Source organism: Plantactinospora sp. CNZ321 (genome assembly GCF_004217235.1).
This window is the reverse complement of the sequence record NZ_SHKQ01000001.1, coordinates 1,986,994-2,002,175: the sequence shown is the minus strand read 5'-3', so window position 1 is coordinate 2,002,175 and position 15,182 is coordinate 1,986,994. Positions and strand designations below refer to the sequence as shown.

At 72.5% G+C, this 15,182-nt stretch carries 14 protein-coding genes; 6 read left to right on the top strand and 8 right to left on the bottom strand.

The genetic code is table 11. The features are described 5' to 3' along the window. Positions 1-27: 27 nt before the first annotated feature. The 4 genes from eccE (at position 28) to rarD (ending at position 3,929) form a co-directional block, all read left to right on the top strand. Positions 28-1,902 carry a type VII secretion protein EccE gene (gene eccE / locus EV371_RS08905; RefSeq protein ID WP_349339466.1) on the top strand — a complete coding sequence of 625 codons (1,875 nt, stop codon included), beginning with the start codon at positions 28-30 and terminating at the stop codon, positions 1,900-1,902. A 34-nt stretch (positions 1,903-1,936) separates the two neighbouring features. Next, positions 1,937-2,323, top strand: coding sequence for a phage holin family protein (locus EV371_RS08900; RefSeq protein ID WP_130461634.1), 387 nt, complete (start codon positions 1,937-1,939; stop codon positions 2,321-2,323). 81 nt (positions 2,324-2,404) lie between these two features. Then, on the top strand, positions 2,405-2,944 hold the full coding sequence (locus EV371_RS08895; protein ID WP_130461633.1) for a GNAT family N-acetyltransferase: 540 nt from the start codon (positions 2,405-2,407) through the stop codon (positions 2,942-2,944). 52 nt (positions 2,945-2,996) lie between these two features. Further along, complete coding sequence (gene rarD / locus EV371_RS08890; protein ID WP_130461632.1) at positions 2,997-3,929, top strand: EamA family transporter RarD; 933 nt, start codon at positions 2,997-2,999, stop codon at positions 3,927-3,929. Between the two features lie 36 nt (positions 3,930-3,965). Here rarD and EV371_RS08885 read toward each other — a convergent pair whose 3' ends face one another. Next, positions 3,966-4,628, bottom strand: coding sequence for a TetR/AcrR family transcriptional regulator C-terminal domain-containing protein (locus EV371_RS08885; RefSeq protein WP_130461631.1), 663 nt, complete (start codon positions 4,626-4,628; stop codon positions 3,966-3,968). Positions 4,629-4,714: 86 nt separating this feature from the next. Here EV371_RS08885 and EV371_RS08880 point away from each other — a divergent pair, with 86 nt between their 5' ends. Then, on the top strand, positions 4,715-6,349 hold the full coding sequence (locus tag EV371_RS08880; protein WP_130461630.1) for an ATP-binding cassette domain-containing protein: 1,635 nt from the start codon (positions 4,715-4,717) through the stop codon (positions 6,347-6,349). Between the two features lie 135 nt (positions 6,350-6,484). On the opposite strand, the gene EV371_RS08875 is transcribed toward EV371_RS08880, so the two are convergent. The 4 genes from EV371_RS08875 to EV371_RS08860 form a co-directional block, all read right to left on the bottom strand. Beyond that, positions 6,485-7,075: a DoxX family protein gene (locus EV371_RS08875; protein WP_130461629.1), complete on the bottom strand. Its 591-nt coding sequence runs from the start codon at positions 7,073-7,075 to the stop codon at positions 6,485-6,487. A 174-nt stretch (positions 7,076-7,249) separates the two neighbouring features. Further along, positions 7,250-7,945, bottom strand: a complete 696-nt coding sequence (locus EV371_RS08870) for a zf-HC2 domain-containing protein (RefSeq protein ID WP_130461628.1) — start codon at positions 7,943-7,945, stop codon at positions 7,250-7,252. Next, entirely contained in the window at positions 7,942-8,457 is a 516-nt protein-coding gene (locus EV371_RS08865; RefSeq protein WP_130465755.1) for a sigma-70 family RNA polymerase sigma factor, read from the bottom strand. The genes EV371_RS08870 and EV371_RS08865 overlap by 4 nt, the downstream gene beginning before the upstream one ends. 155 nt (positions 8,458-8,612) lie before the next feature. Next, complete coding sequence (locus EV371_RS08860) at positions 8,613-9,395, bottom strand: helix-turn-helix domain-containing protein (protein WP_130461627.1); 783 nt, start codon at positions 9,393-9,395, stop codon at positions 8,613-8,615. 152 nt (positions 9,396-9,547) lie between these two features. On the opposite strand from EV371_RS08860, the gene EV371_RS08855 reads away from it, so the two are divergent. Next, positions 9,548-10,909: an MFS transporter gene (locus tag EV371_RS08855; RefSeq protein WP_207230442.1), complete on the top strand. Its 1,362-nt coding sequence runs from the start codon at positions 9,548-9,550 to the stop codon at positions 10,907-10,909. Here EV371_RS08855 and EV371_RS08850 read toward each other — a convergent pair. The 3 genes from EV371_RS08850 to EV371_RS08840 form a co-directional block, all read right to left on the bottom strand. Then, entirely contained in the window at positions 10,887-11,930 is a 1,044-nt protein-coding gene (locus EV371_RS08850) for a polyprenyl synthetase family protein (RefSeq protein WP_130461626.1), read from the bottom strand. The two genes, EV371_RS08855 and EV371_RS08850, sit on opposite strands and share 23 nt — an antisense overlap. A gap of 66 nt (positions 11,931-11,996) precedes the next feature. Next, positions 11,997-13,556 (bottom strand): NADH-quinone oxidoreductase subunit NuoN, encoded by a 1,560-nt coding sequence (nuoN, locus tag EV371_RS08845; protein ID WP_130461625.1) that lies wholly within the window; start codon positions 13,554-13,556, stop codon positions 11,997-11,999. Positions 13,557-13,590: 34 nt separating this feature from the next. Continuing rightward, positions 13,591-15,126 carry an NADH-quinone oxidoreductase subunit M gene (locus EV371_RS08840; protein ID WP_130461624.1) on the bottom strand — a complete coding sequence of 512 codons (1,536 nt, stop codon included), beginning with the start codon at positions 15,124-15,126 and terminating at the stop codon, positions 13,591-13,593. Between the last annotated feature and the right edge of the window lie 56 nt (positions 15,127-15,182).

Sequence of the window (15,182 nt, the reverse complement as noted above, 5' to 3'; positions counted from 1 at the left end):
GACACCCATCGGAGGGAGGCTATCGCGGTGACGCTGACTGCGGCAGACAACCGGACCCGGCCCACCGGCACCCCGAGCAGCCGGATCGACCGGTCGCCACCGGCTCCGCTGCCGGCATCGTCGACCCCGGCCCGGTCCGGCCTGTTCGGCGTACGGGCGGGACAGATCGTCGCCCTCCAGGTGGCGCTGGCGCTCGTGCTCGCCGCCGCCACCCAGGGCCCGCTGCCGCTCGTCGGGGCGGCGCTGCTCGCCATCGTCCTGGTGTTGCTGACCTGGGTCCGGATGCGCCGACGCTGGCTGTTCGAGTGGGTCGCCATCGGGATGCGCTACTCCTCCCGGCAGCGCACGCTCCCGCAGGCCGCACCCCCGGAGGCCCTGCTGGACCTGGTCAACCCCGGCGCGGTGGTGCTGCCGGTCGACCTCGCCGGCGACGCCGCCTGCATGGTCAGCGACGCCTACGGCCTGACCGCCGTACTCGAACTCGGTGACCAGGTCGGGATGCTCGCCGACAGCCCGCAGTCGCTGCTCTCCCCGGCCGGCCTGCTGCCGGCGGCCAGTGCGGAGACCCCGCCGATGCGGGTGCAACTGGTGCTGACCGGCGCTCCGGCGCCGACGCTGAGCGCGGGCGGCGGCACTCCCGCGACGTCGTACCGGCAGCTCACCGACGGGCGGCTGCTCGGGCACGAGCGGGCACTGCTCGCCGTCCGGGTGCTGCGCGCCGACGGCTGGTCCGAGGAGGACCTGCGCCGGGCCCTCTCCAGCGCCGTACGCAAGGTGCGCCGCCGGCTCGCCCCGGTGCCGACCCGGGTGCTCGGCGAACGCGCCGCGCTCGGCGTACTGGCGGAGACGGTGCACCACGACGGCGCGCAACCGGCCCGGGAGAACTGGCAGGGCGTCAGCCTGGGCGGGCTGTTGCAGACCACCTTCCGGCTGCGCCGCTGGCCGGATCTGCGGACGGAGACCGGGCGCCGCTTCGTGCCCAGGTTGCTGGCGCTGCCGGCGACCGCCACCACGGTCTCGGTGAGCGCCGGCCCGTGGGCGGGCGGCGGCACCGACAGCATCCGGGTGGACGTCACCGTACGGCTGGCCGCCGACAGCCCGCAGACGCTCGGCACCGCCGTCCAGGCGCTGCGCCGGCTGCTCTCCGCCGAGCACGCCGTCGCCCGGCGGCTGGACGGCGAGCAGCTCGACGGTGTCGCCGCCACGCTGCCGCTGGGGGTGCTGGGTGCCGGCCCGACCGCCCCGGCGCCGGCCACCGTGCTGCCCGCCTCCTCTGTGGACGCCCTCGACCTGCCGATCGGCCTGGCCGGGCTGATGCTCGGCGCCAACCGGCACGGCGCGGCGGTGGTCGCCCGGCTCTTCCGGGCCGAGACCACCCGGGTGGTGCTGATCGGCGGCGTACGCGCCGCGCAACTCATCGCGCTGCGGGCGATGGCGCTCGGCGCCCGGATCGTGGTGCAGACCGCCAGGCCGCGTGCCTGGGAGCCGTTCGTCCGCGGGGCCAGCGGGCCGGGCTCGCCGATCGCGATGATCCCGCCGGGGCGACCGATCGGCGGTCCGCCCGGCACCCAACTGCACCCGCTGCTGGTGGTGGTCGACGTCGGCCCGGTCGCCGCCGACTCGCAGCCGGGGCCGGGCTGGCAGACCAGCCTGGTGGTACGCGACGAGCTGGCCCCGGTCGACGTCGACGCGGTCTCCCGCGCCGACCTGGTGGTGTTGCAGCCGCTCCGGTCGCACGAGGCCCAGCTTGCCGGCGTGGCGCTCGGGCTCGGCGACTCGGCGGACTGGTTGACCCGGATCCGGGCCGACATGGTCGGGGTGATCAACCGTCGGGTGCTGCGCTGGGCACTGCTCTCGGCCACCCCGATCGAAGCCCAACTGATCGGCCCGCCGGCCCGGTAGTCGCGCCCGCGATCACATGGCACTATCTGCGGGCATGGGTTTCCTGAAAGGTCTTATCGTCCGGCTCGCCGGCACCGCACTGGCCTTCTGGCTCGCCACGCTGATCATCCCGGGGATCACCCTGGACACCGACTCGATCGGCGGTGCGGTCAGCACGCTGATCCTGGTGGCGATCATCTTCGGGGTGGTCAACGGCGTCCTCCAACCGATCATCAAGACTCTCGGCTGCGGGCTCTACCTGCTCACCCTCGGCCTGATCGCGCTGGTGGTGAACGCGCTGCTGTTCATGCTCACCAGCGCCATCGCCGGCGGGCTCGGCCTGCCGTTCGAGGTCGACGGGTTCTGGCCGGCGGCGGTACTCGGCGCCCTCTTCGTGAGCCTGGTCACCTGGCTGTTCGGCATGCTGATGGACCGGGACTGAACCTTCCGCCCCGGGGCGACGCCGACCACAGGTCGGGAATTGGTCCGGGGCGGCCGGCCGGGTCGGGGATAGCGTCGCGGTGTGCTGACCGTGACACGAGAAGACGGGTACGAACTCTCCACCGATCCCGGGCGGGTGGATGTCGACCGGGTGCACCACTGGCTCTCCACCGACGCCTACTGGGCACTCGGCCGGCCCCGTGACGTACTGCTCCGGGCGATCGAGGGCTCGACCGTCTACGGGGTGTACGCCCCGGACGACCGCCGCCAGGTGGCGTTCGCCCGGGTGGTGACCGACGGGGCCACCTTCGGCTGGCTCTGCGACGTCTACGTCGACCCGGCTGCCCGGGGCCGGGGGCTGGGCCGCTGGATCGTGCGTACCGTGCGGGAGGATCTCGACCGGCGGGGCCTACGCCGGATCCTGCTCACCACCCTGGACGCGCACGGGGTCTACGCCGAGGTCGGCTTCGCCCCGCTGGCCAACCCCGGCCGGTGGATGGAACTGATGTTGCGGCCGGTGCCGGCCGACCCGAACGGTGCCGGCGGCCGGGCGGCCAGCGGCGCCGACGGTGGCGCCGGTGCCGCCGCCACCGTCGGCGGCGGGACGGGATCGAACGGGTGACACCGCCCACTGGAAAGGACTCCAGGCCGGTCTCGCCCCTTACGGTGGGGCAATGAGCCAGGCCCGGCGCGGATACCTCTACGGCCTCGGCGCGTACACGCTGTGGGGTTTCTTCCCGCTCTACATCCGGCTGCTGGAGCCGGCCGGGCCGATCGAGATCCTGGCCCACCGGGTGGTCTGGTCGGTGATCTTCGTCGCGCTGCTGCTCGCGGTGGCCCGCAACTGGGGCTTCCTGCGCGAGCTGCGGCACCGACCGGCCAAGCTCGCCGGGATCGGGCTCGCCGCCGCGCTGATCGCCGTCAACTGGGGCACCTACATCTATGGCGTGAACTCCGAGCGGGTCGTCGAGACCGCGCTGGGCTACTTCATCAACCCGCTCGTCGTCGTCCTGCTCGGGGTCGTCGTGCTGCGGGAGCGGCTGCGGGCCGGCCAGTGGGTCGCGCTCGGCATCGGCGGGCTCGCGGTCGCGGTGCTGACCGTCGACTACGGCCGGCTGCCGTACCTCGCGCTCACCCTGGCGGCGAGCTTCGGCGGGTACAGCCTGGTGAAGAAGCGGCTCGGGCTGCCCGCCGCCGAGGGCATGTTCATCGAGTCGGCGGCGCTCACCCTCCCGGCAATCGGCTACCTGGGCTGGCTCACCTGGCATTCCGAGTCCAGCTTCGGTCAGGTCTCCGCCGGGCACACCGCCCTGCTGATGCTGGCCGGCGCCGCCACCGCCACCCCGCTGCTGATGTTCGCGGGTGCGGCGAACCGGCTCCCGCTGACCGCGCTCGGCATGTTGCAGTACCTGGCGCCGATCCTTCAGCTCGGTTTCGGGGTACTCGTCTTCCACGAGCCGATGCCACCGGCCAGGCTGGCCGGATTCGCGCTGGTCTGGCTGGCTCTGGTGGTCTTCACGGTGGACGGGATCCGCAACGTCCGGCGGTCCCGTGCCGCGCTGCTCGCCGCCACCCCGGAGCCGGCGGCGGCCACCGCCGCCCGCTGACCCGAAACCACCGGCCGGAAAGTGCCGAGCGGACGTTCACCGATCGGTGGGCAGGCCGTCGAGCAGGTAGGCCAGCCCGCGCCGGAAGGTGTCGTCCTCGTCCCGGTCGTCCAGGTGTCCGGTCTCGACCAGGGTGGGATAGCGCTCCCGCTGGGCAGCGAGGTGCTGCCGGGCGGCCTGCCGCGACTCGGGATCGTCGAGCCGCTGCCACGACGAGAGCGTGACGGCGGCGCCGATGACATAGTTGGCCAGCGCGTGCGTGGCGGCGGTCAGGTCCGGTTCCACCAGCCCGGCCCGGCGCAGTGCGGACTGGAGGAACTCGGTCCGGGCCAGTACGTTCGGCCCGATCAGCGGTCGGCCGACCAGCGCCGCCGACCACGGGTGCCGGAGCATCGCCGCCCGCCAGCCGAGCAGCAGCGTCTCGGCGTCGGTCCGCCAGTCCCCGCTGGGCGACGCGGGCAGGACCACCTCACCGAAGATCTGGTCCAGCGCCAGGTCGAGTACGTCGTCCTTGTTGGTCACGTGCCAGTAGAGCGTGGTCGACCCGGCGCCCAGCCGTTCGGCCAGCCGACGCATGGTGAGCCCGGCGACGCCTTCCCGGTCGAGCAGTTCGACCGCCGCCGCGACGATCCGGTCCCGGCGCAGCGGCGGCCCACTGCGGCCCGGGGAGCGGGGAGGCCGCAGCCAGACACCTGTCATGTCCGGGAGTCTAGTCCACCGTTCCGGCTCTAGAACATTGTCCTAGACTCTAGAACATTGTTTTAGAAGCTTCGCCGGAGGTTGCCGTGGCACACGTCGAGATCAGGCACCTGCACCACCGGCTGCCGGACGGGCGGCCGCTCCTGCACGACGTCTCGTTCCGGGTCGCCGACGGAGTCACCGCCGCACTGGTCGGACCGAACGGCGCCGGCAAGACCACTCTGCTCCGGCTGGTCGCCGGAGACCTGACCCCGACGGCCGGCGAGATCGTCACCTCCGGCGGGCTCGGCGTGATGCGCCAGTTCATCGGCACGATCCGCGACCACCGCAGCGTCGCCGACCTGCTGCTCTCGGTGGCACCCGACCGGATCCGCCGGGCCGCCGCCGAACTCACCGGCGCCGAGCGGGCGCTGCGGGTGCGCGACGACGAGTCGACCCAGCTCCGCTACGCGCACGCGGTCACCGAGTACGTCGAGGCCGGCGGCTACGACCTCGAAGTCGTCTGGAACGCGGTGACGACGGAGGCGCTCGGGTTGCCGTACGAGCGGGCCGCCGGGCGGGACGTCAACACCCTCTCCGGCGGCGAACAGAAGCGACTCGTGCTGGAGGCCCTGCTGCGCGGCTCCGACCAACTGCTGCTGCTCGACGAGCCCGACAACTACCTCGACGTACCGGGCAAGCAGTGGCTGGAGCGGCAACTCCGGGCCAGCACCAAGACCGTGCTGCTGGTCTCGCACGACCGGCAACTGCTCGCCGAGGCGGCCGACCGGATCGTCACGGTCGAGAATCGGCAGGTCTGGGTGCACGGCGGTGATTTCGCCAGCTATCCGGCGGCCCGACAGGACCGGATCGACCGGCTCGACGACCGACACCGCCGATGGGCGGAGGAGCACGCCCGGCTCCGCCGCCTGGTGCACACCGCCCGGCAGGGCGCCGCCCGCAACGACGCGCTCGCCTCGGCGTACCGGGCGGCGCGGAGTCGACTGGCCCGGTTCGAGTCGGCCGGACCGCCGACCCGGCCGCCGAAGGAGCAGAACGTTCGGATCCGGCTGCGCGGCGGGCGTACCGGCAAACAGGCCCTGATCTGCCAGCAGCTCGAACTGACCGGCCTGATGCGCCCCTTCGACCTGGAGGTCTGGTACGGCGAACGGGTCGCCGTGCTCGGCTCCAACGGCTCCGGCAAATCCCAGTTCCTCCGGCTGCTGGCCGGCGCCCGCGACGTCCAGTACCGGGGTGAGGTACGGCTCGGCGCCCGGGTCGTACCCGGGCGGTTCGCCCAGACCCACGCCCGCCCCGACCTGTACGGCCGCACCCCCGCCGAGATCCTGATGACCGGGCACGCCCTGCTCCGCAACGACGCGATGGCGGCACTGGCCCGTTACGAGATCGCGCCCGCCTGGGACCAGCCGTTCCAGAGCCTCTCCGGCGGCGAGCAGGCCCGGTTGCAGATCCTGCTGCTCGAAATGGCCGGAGCGACCCTGCTGCTGCTCGACGAGCCGACCGACAACCTCGACCTGGCCAGCGCCAATGCGCTGCAACGCGGTCTGGAGGGCTTCGCCGGTACGGTCGTCACGGTCACCCACGACCGCTGGTTCGCCGCACACACCGACCGCTACCTGCTGTTCGGAGCCGACGGCCGGGTGGTGGAGACCGACGAGCCGGTCTGGACCGAGGGACGGGTCAACCGCCCCGCCGCACACCAGCCCCCGGCGACCTCATGATCCGATAGCGTCCGGCCGGTTAGAGCGAGCCGGGCGCTACGGGACCAGGTAAACAAAGAGTCTCGCGGACCGTGGGGGACGGTCCGCGAGACGGGAGGGGAGTCGTGGGCCACCGCCGGGGCGACCCTCGGTTGGTCAGATCATCCAGCGGTGCCGCTGCACGAAGGGCAGCCGCGCCCACACTCGACCCAGTCCCCAGGTGTGTCCGGCATACGTCGCGGCCAGCACGACCAGCACCGCGGCGTAGATCAGGTGGTAGTCCATGAACGGGTTGGTGGAGCCGGTGGGCTCACCCGCGCTGTTGTGCTGGGCGAGGGGGAACTCGGCGAACCACATCAGCACCATCATCAGCGCACCCGAGGCGGCGGCGACCCGGATGCCGATGCCCGCGATCAGCGCGACACCGACGCCGAGCAGGCCGAGCATGAAGAGCCCGTTGGCCCACCAGGTGCCGGCGATGCTGTGCGCGACCGACTCGAACGGCCCCACCGAGACGTGCGAGAGGAAGCCCTCGGTCGGCGAGCCGCCGTTGATCCAGGCCCGCTCGCCGGGGGTCGAGTAGCCGAGGCCGAAGAGCTTGTCCAGGAAGGCCCAGAGGAAGACGAAGCCGGTCGAGACGCGCAGCACGGCGAGTGCCTTGGCACCGGTCTTGGTCAACATCGCGCCGGGCGAGTCGGCCCGCTCCAGCGGCGTGGTGATCGGGCGGATGGAGTGGCGGGTGGTCATCGTGACCTCCGAGGTCGACCCTTGTCCTGACACCCATTACTTTCCTCGGTACGGCGCCGCCGCACCCGGGTCCGAGTGCACCACTGCCCGGGACCAAAGACCCGGCCGGGTCCCGGGACCAACGACCCGGCGGCGTCGACAGCGCGTACGGCGACCGGACCCGACCGGTGCGCGCTACGGCACGTCGTAGGCGAGCAGCGGGGTGTTGTCGTACCGGAGGAGTTCGAGGCGGACCAGCTCGGACCTGGTGAACCGGGTGACGCCGGTGAAGGTGGCGTCGTCGCCGGGCGCGGCGAGCCAGGAGCCGACCTGCTCCGTCTCGCCGTTGGGGCCGTGCGCCACCAGCCGGAACGTGTACGCCTTGGTGTAGTCCCTGGTCTCCGCGTACTGGCAGCGCATCGTGACCACGGTGCCCCAGCGGGTACCGTCGAAGCCGATCTCGGCGGTGACCGGTACGTTCCCGCCGACCGGCTGCATGGCGACCATCCGTACCTCGACGTCGGTGCCGGGGTTCCGGTCACCGACCACCGGTACGGCGACCCCGAACCCGAGCACGGCGGCCAGCGCCGCGGCTACCAGGGCCAGCCCAGCGGTGCGGAGCCGGCCACGTCGGCTCTCCCGGTGCCGGCGGACCCGGGCCTCGTCGAGCAGCTTCGGCAGCCTCTCGGCGGTGCTCGGCGGGGTGCCGATCTCGGCCAGGCCGGCCGGGTCGAGCCGGCCCAGCAGTCCCGGCAGGACGGCGATCTCGGCGACCGCCTCCCGGCAGGCCGGGCAGCCGGTCAGGTGCCGCTCGTACCCGGCCCGTTCGGCGGGAGAGAGGGCGCCCAGCACGTACGCTCCGTCGTCGTGTGCGTACTCGCAGTTCGTCACCCGGTCACCCCCATCTCCGCCAGGATCAGCCGCAGCGACCGCAGCGCGTAGTGCGTCCGCGACTTCACCGTGCCCGGCGGTACGCCCAGCCGGGCGGCCGCCTCGGTCACCGACCGCCCCCGGTAGAAGCACTCCACCAGCACCTCACGGTGTGACGGCGAGAGCCGGTTCAGCGCCTCCGCCACCGTCCAGGCCTCCACCGCCCGATCCGTCTCGTCGTTCGTCTGCGGCGGTTCGGGAAGCTCGGCGGTTATCACCTCGCCGATCCTGGCGCTGCGCCGCCGCCAGGCGTCGATGGCGAGGTTGCGGGCGGTGGTGAAGAGCCAGGCCCGCACCGATCCCCGGTCCGGGTCGAGCGCCCCCGGATGCCGCCACGCCCGCAGCAGCGTCTCCTGCACCAGGTCCTCGGCCCGCTGCCGGTCGCCGCCGGTCAGGCGCAGGGCGTGCGCGAGCAGCGCGTCGCCGTGCTCGTCGTGCATGGCGCGCAACAGTTCGGCGTCCTGCTCGCTGATGTCGTCTCGCCTCCCGCCCGCTGGCCCCGGCTCTCGGTACCACGCACCCACCACCGGACCGGTTCAACCGAAAGCATCGCCTGCTCCGTGGTCTCCTGCTGCCCTTCCAGGGGCAGCAGGAGACCACGTTCCGGTTCGGGGACCGGGCGGGCCGGTCAGGGTTCCGAGGCGAGGCCGTCGGCGACGGCCCTGGCCACCGCGAGCAGCTTCGCCCGGACCACCCGGGCCGAGGTCATCATCTCTGCGGCCGGCAGCGCGCAGGCGAGCACCACCCTCCGCTCCATGTCCTTGTCCGGGGCGACCAACACCGCCGCGCACGCGACGCCGTGCCGGAACTGGCCCAGCTCCAGGTGCATCCCGCGCCGGTCACCGGCCGCCAGGTCCGCCTCGAACGCGTCGGCGGCGACCAGGGTCGCCGAGGTGAACGGCCGCATGCCGTACTCGCGCAGGTAGCGGAACCGCTGCTCCGGGGTGAGGGTGGCCAGCAGCGCCTTGCCGAGCGCGGTGGCGTGGGCGCCCTCGTCGAAGCCGGGCACCAGGTCCTCCAGGTACGGCGACCGGGGGCCCTCGGCCACCGCGGTGACCGCCACCTGCCCGCCGACGAACCGGCCAAGGTAGTGGCTGTAGCCCGTGTCCGAGGCGGCCCGGCGCAGCGACTCACCGACCGCCGGGGGCCCACGGAAGGCGGTGACGAGTTCGCGATACCGGTCCGCCACCTCCAATCCGACGATGTACGTGCCGTCTTCGCGCCTGATCACGTAGCCCTCGTAGGCGAGCGTGCGCACCAGGTGGTACGTGGTGGCCACAGTCAACTCGCAACGCCGGGCAATCTGTTTCACGGTCAGGCCCTTCGGTGCCCGTCCCACCGCTTCGAGCACGCGCAAGGCACGCGACACGCTGCGGATCAGGTCCGAAGGTTCCGCCAAGGGGTCGCGCACAACCACCTCCGCCGCCGGGGGCTTACAGAATATGAAAAACCGGGCGCCTGCGAAATGCCCGGCCGGATTGAGGATGCCAGATCTACAGCGACCGTGCGTACGTCCATCGACACGATCGGTTCATACGGGCGGCTCGCGTAGGCTCGTCCCAAATGGCCGATCTAACCGATGACACCCCGCAGGCCGCAACCCACGCCTCGCCGACCCGCACCATGCTCGCCGCCGCCGTCATCACGGTCGCCGGCGTACTGCCGGTCTTCCTGATCGGCGGCCTCGCCGTGCAACTCGGCGCCGAGCTGGACTTCTCCCCCGCCCGGCTGGGGCTGGCCGTCGCCGTCTACTTCGGGGTGAGCGCACTCGGCTCCGTCCCGTCCGGCGCCCTCGTCGAGCGGTACGGCCCGACCACCGCCGCCCGGGCCAGCCTGCTGCTGGTCGCCGCCACCATGCTCGCGGTCGCCGCCGTGGCCCGCTCCTACCCGGTGCTGCTCGTCCTGCTGGCGGTGGTCGCCGTGGCCAACCCGCTCGGCCAGATGGCCAGCAACGCCATGCTGGCGCACCAGGTACCGCCCGAGCGACAGGGCATCTCCTTCGGCATCAAGCAGGCCGCCGTACCGGCCGGCACCCTGCTCGCCGGTGCCGCCGTACCGGCCGTGGCGCTCACCGTCGGCTGGCGCTGGGCGTTCGTCGTCGCCGCCCTACTGGCGCTGGCCATCCTGCCGGCGGTACCCGACCGTCCGGTACGGGTGACGGGCCGGGCCCGGGGGCACGGCGGCCGGGCGTCCTGGGGGCTGGTCGCGCTCGGCGTGGCCGGCACCCTGGCGGCGGGCTCCGCGAACGCCCTCGGCACCTTCCTGGTCGACTCGACGGCGGCCCGTGGCCTCTCACCGGGGGCCGCCGGGCTGCTGCTGACCCTCGGCGGTGCCGTCTGCCTGCTCTCCCGGGTCCTGATGGGCGCGCTGGCCGACCGCCGCACCGGGGGGCACCTCAACACCGTCGCCGGGATGCTGCTGGTCGGTGCCGGCGGGCTGGGACTGCTGCACCTGGCCGGCCCGGTGCCGTTGGTGATCGGCGTGGTACTCGCCTTCGGCCTGGGCTGGGCCTGGCCCGGGCTGCTCAACTTCGCCGTGGTCCGGCTGCACCCGCAGGCGCCGACCACCGCCACCTCGATCACCCAGACCGGGGTGTACGCGGGCGGCTGCCTCGGCCCGCTCGGCCTCGGCACCCTCGCCGAGCAGTCCGGGTACCCGGCGATGTGGCTGGTCGCGGCCGCGGCGATGCTGCTCGCCGCCGGGCTGATGCTGACCGGCCGGCGGATGCTGCTGGCCGACCTCCGCCGCCGGCGCGGGCTGAGGCCGGGTCGCGGTGGTGCCTCCCGCCCGGCGACCCACGGCGCCCCGGCCGCCGCCGCGCCGGGACCCGGCCAGCCGGCACGACCGGATCCCGCCGACCAGGACGACGACCGGACGGGGTCAGCCGGGCGGCAACCCGGCGTCAGCCGGTGCGGTCGGCGATGAAGTCGCAGAGCGATTCGAGGGCCTGCCGGGGGGCGCTGTCGGGCAGCGGGGCGAGCCGGGAGCGGGCCTCCTCGGCGTAACTGCGGACCGTCTCCCGGGCCCGCTTCATCGCCGGAGACTCCCGGAGCAGGCCGAGCGCCTCGGCGTGCAGCGCGTCGTCGGTGATCGGACCGAGCGCCAGGATCTCGCGCAGCCGTACCGAGGTCGCGTCCCCGTCGTCGGCGCCGAGCGCGTAGAGCACCGGCAGTGTCGGTACGCCCTCCCGCAGGTCGGTGCCGGGGGTCTTGCCGGACTGCTCCGACTCGGAGGCGATGTCGAGCAGGTCGTCGGAGAGCTGGAAGGCGATCCCGATGGTTTCGCCGTACCCGGCCAGCGCCTCGACGTACGGGGCGGGGGCGCCGCCGAACATCCCGCCGAACCGGGCCGAGGTGGCGATCAGGGAACCGGTCTTCTCGGCTATCACGTCCAGGTAGTGCGCGACCGGGTCGGCGTCGCGCGGGCCGACGGTCTCGGCGATCTGCCCGTGCACCAGCCGGGCGAACGTCCGGGACTGCAACCGGACCGCCTCGGTACCGAGGTCGGCGGCGATGTCGGCGGCCCGGGCGAAGAGGTAGTCACCGACCAGGATCGCCACCGAGTTGCCCCACCGGGAGTTGGCGCTCGGCGCACCCCGGCGCACCGGCGCCTCGTCCATCACGTCGTCGTGGTAGAGCGTGGCGAGGTGGGTGAGTTCCATCACCACCGCGGCCGGCACGACCTGCGGGGCCGCCGGATCACCGAACTGGGCGCCGAGCGCCACCAGCAGCGGCCGGAACCGCTTGCCGCCGGCGTCCACCAGGTGCCGCGCGGCCTCGTCCACCATCGGATCGGCGCTGGCGACGGTGTCGCGCAGCTCCGCCTCCACCCTGGCCAGCACGCCGGCCACCGATGCCTCCAGGCGGGCATCAACGAACTCGAGCCCGATCGTGTCGAGCCCGAGCGCCGCCATGCCGCCTGCCGTTCCCCCCACGCCTTCAACCATGCCACACCCACCGGCCTACCCCTGGCCGGGGGCGGTTGACCTCGGGAGGGGCGTGGGGCTGACCGGTCATCGGACGAATTCGGCGGCGCCGTTGGCGAGATCGAGCAGCGGTGCCGGGGCGACCCCGAGGACCAGCGTGGCGACCGCCCCGATCATCAGCGCCGCCGCGGTCAACCCACCCGGCAGCGACACCGTCGGAGTGGACTCGCCCGGCTCGGAGAGCCAGAGCATCACCACGACCCGCAGGTACGGGAAGGCGAGGATCATGCTGGTCACGACACCCACGATCACCAGCCAGGTCTGCCCGGCGTCGAGCGCCGCCCCGAAGACCGCGAACTTGCTGGTGAAGCCGCTGGTCAGCGGGATGCCGGCAAAGGCGAGCAGCAGCAGGGTGAACAGCCCCGCGTAGAGCGGCGAGCGTCGGCCCAGCCCGGCCCACCGGGACAGGTGGGTGGCCTCGCCGTCCGCGTCCCGGACCAGGGTCACCACGCCGAACGCGGCGAGCACCGTGAAGCCGTACGCGACGAGGTAGAACATCGTGCTGGACAGCCCGTCCTTGGAGAGCACGATCGCACCGACCAGCAGGTAGCCGGCGTTCGCCACCGAGGAGTACGCGAGCAGCCGCTTGATGTCGGTCTGGGTGACCGCGAGGATCGCCCCGACCAGCATCGTCAGAACCGCGATGGCGCCGAGCACCGGAGTGAAGTCCCAGCTCGCCCCGGAGAACGCGACGTGCAGCACCCGGAGCAGCCCGCCGAACGCGGCGACCTTGGTGCAGGCGGCCATGAACCCGGTGATCGGAGTCGGGGCGCCCTGGTAGACGTCCGGGGTCCAGACGTGGAACGGCGCCGCCGCGATCTTGAACAGCAGCCCGATGGCGAGCAGCGCGAGCCCACCGAAGAGCAGCACCTCGCTGGCGGCCGAGTCGGTGACCGCGTTCCGGATGGTGCCGAAGTCGACCCCGCCGCCGGAACCGCTGCCGCCGGCCCCGACGGTGAAGCCGTACACCAGCGCCATGCCGAAGAGGAAGAAGGCCGAGGAGTATGAGCCGAGCAGGAAGTACTTCAGCGCGGCCTCCTGGCTCAGCAGCCGCCGGCGCCGGGCCAGCGCGCAGAGCAGGTAGAGCGGCAGCGAGAACGCCTCCAGCGCGATGAACATCGTCAGCAGGTCGTTCGCGGCGACGAAGAGCAGCATGCCGGAGACGGCGAAGAGGGTCAGCGGGTAGACCTCGGTCGCCCCGCCCTCCTCGGCGGCCTGGCGCTGGTCCTCCGGTGCCCCGACCGGCACCGCGGCGTGCGCCACGAACGCGCCACCGCGCTGTACCGACCGCTCGCCGATCAGCATCAGCGCCATCGCGGCGAGCACCAGGATCGCGCCCTGGAGGAAGAGCGTCGGGCCGTCGACCGCGACCGCCCCACCGGCGGTGAGCAGCCGGTCGTGCGCGTTCATCACCACCGCGACCAGCGCACCGGTCAGGGCCAGCAGGCCGAGGACGAGCTGGGTCAGGTGCCGGCGCTTACGGGGTACGAACGCCTCGACCAGGACGCCGACGACGGAGGCTCCGAACAGCACCAGGATCGGTGCCAGAGCCGCGTAGTCGATAGGCGGCAGCTTGAGATCCATTATCGGACCTTCCTTACGTACGCGACTGGCAGCCGGCTCACCGGTGTGCCTCCTGGACGGTGCCCACCGTCGGCGCCGGGTCCTGCTTGCCGAGGTCCTGCTCCATGGTGGCCTGGACGGCGGGGTTGATGACGTCGGTGACCGGCTTCGGGTAGAAGCCGAGCAGCAGCAGTAGCGCGATCAGCGGGGCGACCACGACCTTCTCCCGTACCGACAGGTCCCGCCGCATCGCCGCCACCCCGGGCAGCGCCGGGTTGAGCGTGCCCTGGGTGGTCCGCTGGATCATCCACAGCGCGTACGCGGCGGCCAGGATGATCCCGACGGTGGCGATGATCGCGACCGGCTTGTTCACCGTGAAGGTGCCGATCAGCACCAGGAACTCGGAGATGAACGGTGCCGTGCCGGGCAGCGCCAGCGAGGCGAGACCGGCGAAGAGGAACACCCCGGCGAGCAGTGGTACCAGCTTGCCGGCGCCGCCGAAGTCGGTGATCAGCGCGGAGCCGCGCCGGGCGACCAGCATGCCGACCACCAGGAAGAGCAGGCCGGTGGCGAGGCCGTGGTTGACCATGTAGAGCACCGCACCGGTACCGGCCTGGGTGGTGAAGGCGAAGATTCCGACGCCGATGAACCCGAAGTGCGCGATCGAGGTGTACGAGACAAGTCGCTTGAGGTCGTTCTGCCCCACCGCCAGCAGGGCGGCGTAGAGGATGCCGACCAGCGCCAGCGCGATCGCCCACGGGGCGAACCACTTCGCCGCCTCGGGGAAGAGCGGCAGGCAGTACCGCAGGATGCCGAAGGTGCCGACCTTGTCCAGCACCCCGACCAGCAGCGCGGCCGCGCCGGCCGGTGCGGCGCCACCGGCGTCCGGCAGCCAGGTGTGGAACGGGAAGAACGGCGCCTTGATCGCGAAGGCGAGGAAGAACCCGAGGAAGAGCCAGCGCTCGGTGCCGGTGGAGATGTCCACCTGGGTCAGCGCCTGCCAGTCGAAGGTCTTGCCGCCGACCACCCAGAGCCCGATCACCGCGGCCAGCATGAAGAGGCCGCCGACCAGCGAGTAGAGGAAGAACTTCACCGCCGCGTACTGCCGCTGGTGGCCGCCGTAGCTGCCGATCAGGAAGTACATCGGCACCAGCATGACCTCGAAGAACACGTAGAAGAGGAAGATGTCGGCGGCGGCGAAGACGCCGATCATCGTGCACTCGAGGAAGAGCAGCAGCGCGAAGTAGACCGGCACGGACCGCTTGGACTTCTCGGCGTCGTGCCAGGAGGCGAGGATCACCAGCGGCACCAGCAGGGCGATCAGCATCAGCATGACCAACGCGATGCCGTCGGCGGCGAAGGTGAAGTTCACCCCCCAGCGCGGGATCCACGAGTACGACTCGCGGAGCTGGAGCCGGTCGCCGCCGGCCTCGAAGGCGACCCACATGAAGACGGAGAGCACCAGCACGGCCAGCGACCAGCCGAGCGCGATCCGCTTGGCCAGCTCGCCCCGGCTGGCCGGCAGGAAGACCACCACCAGCGCGCCGACCAGCGGCGCGACGGTGAGCACCGAGAGGAAGGGGAAGTCGGACATTATTCGGCCTTACCTCCGTCGTCAGTGCCCGGCCGGTCGGGGTCGCCCGGCCGGTT

What these genes read in the sequence shown, in the direction of transcription:
- EV371_RS08840 (WP_130461624.1), bottom strand. Translation starts at nt 15,126, where the DNA reads ATGTCCGACTTCCCCTTCCTCTCGGTGCTCACCGTCGCGCCGCTGGTC.
- rarD (WP_130461632.1), top strand. Translation starts at nt 2,997, where the DNA reads ATGAGCCAGGCCCGGCGCGGATACCTCTACGGCCTCGGCGCGTACACG.
- EV371_RS08875 (WP_130461629.1), bottom strand. Translation starts at nt 7,075, where the DNA reads ATGACCACCCGCCACTCCATCCGCCCGATCACCACGCCGCTGGAGCGG.
- EV371_RS08885 (WP_130461631.1), bottom strand. Translation starts at nt 4,628, where the DNA reads ATGACAGGTGTCTGGCTGCGGCCTCCCCGCTCCCCGGGCCGCAGTGGG.
- EV371_RS08855 (WP_207230442.1), top strand. Translation starts at nt 9,548, where the DNA reads ATGGCCGATCTAACCGATGACACCCCGCAGGCCGCAACCCACGCCTCG.
- EV371_RS08900 (WP_130461634.1), top strand. Translation starts at nt 1,937, where the DNA reads ATGGGTTTCCTGAAAGGTCTTATCGTCCGGCTCGCCGGCACCGCACTG.
- EV371_RS08850 (WP_130461626.1), bottom strand. Translation starts at nt 11,930, where the DNA reads ATGGTTGAAGGCGTGGGGGGAACGGCAGGCGGCATGGCGGCGCTCGGG.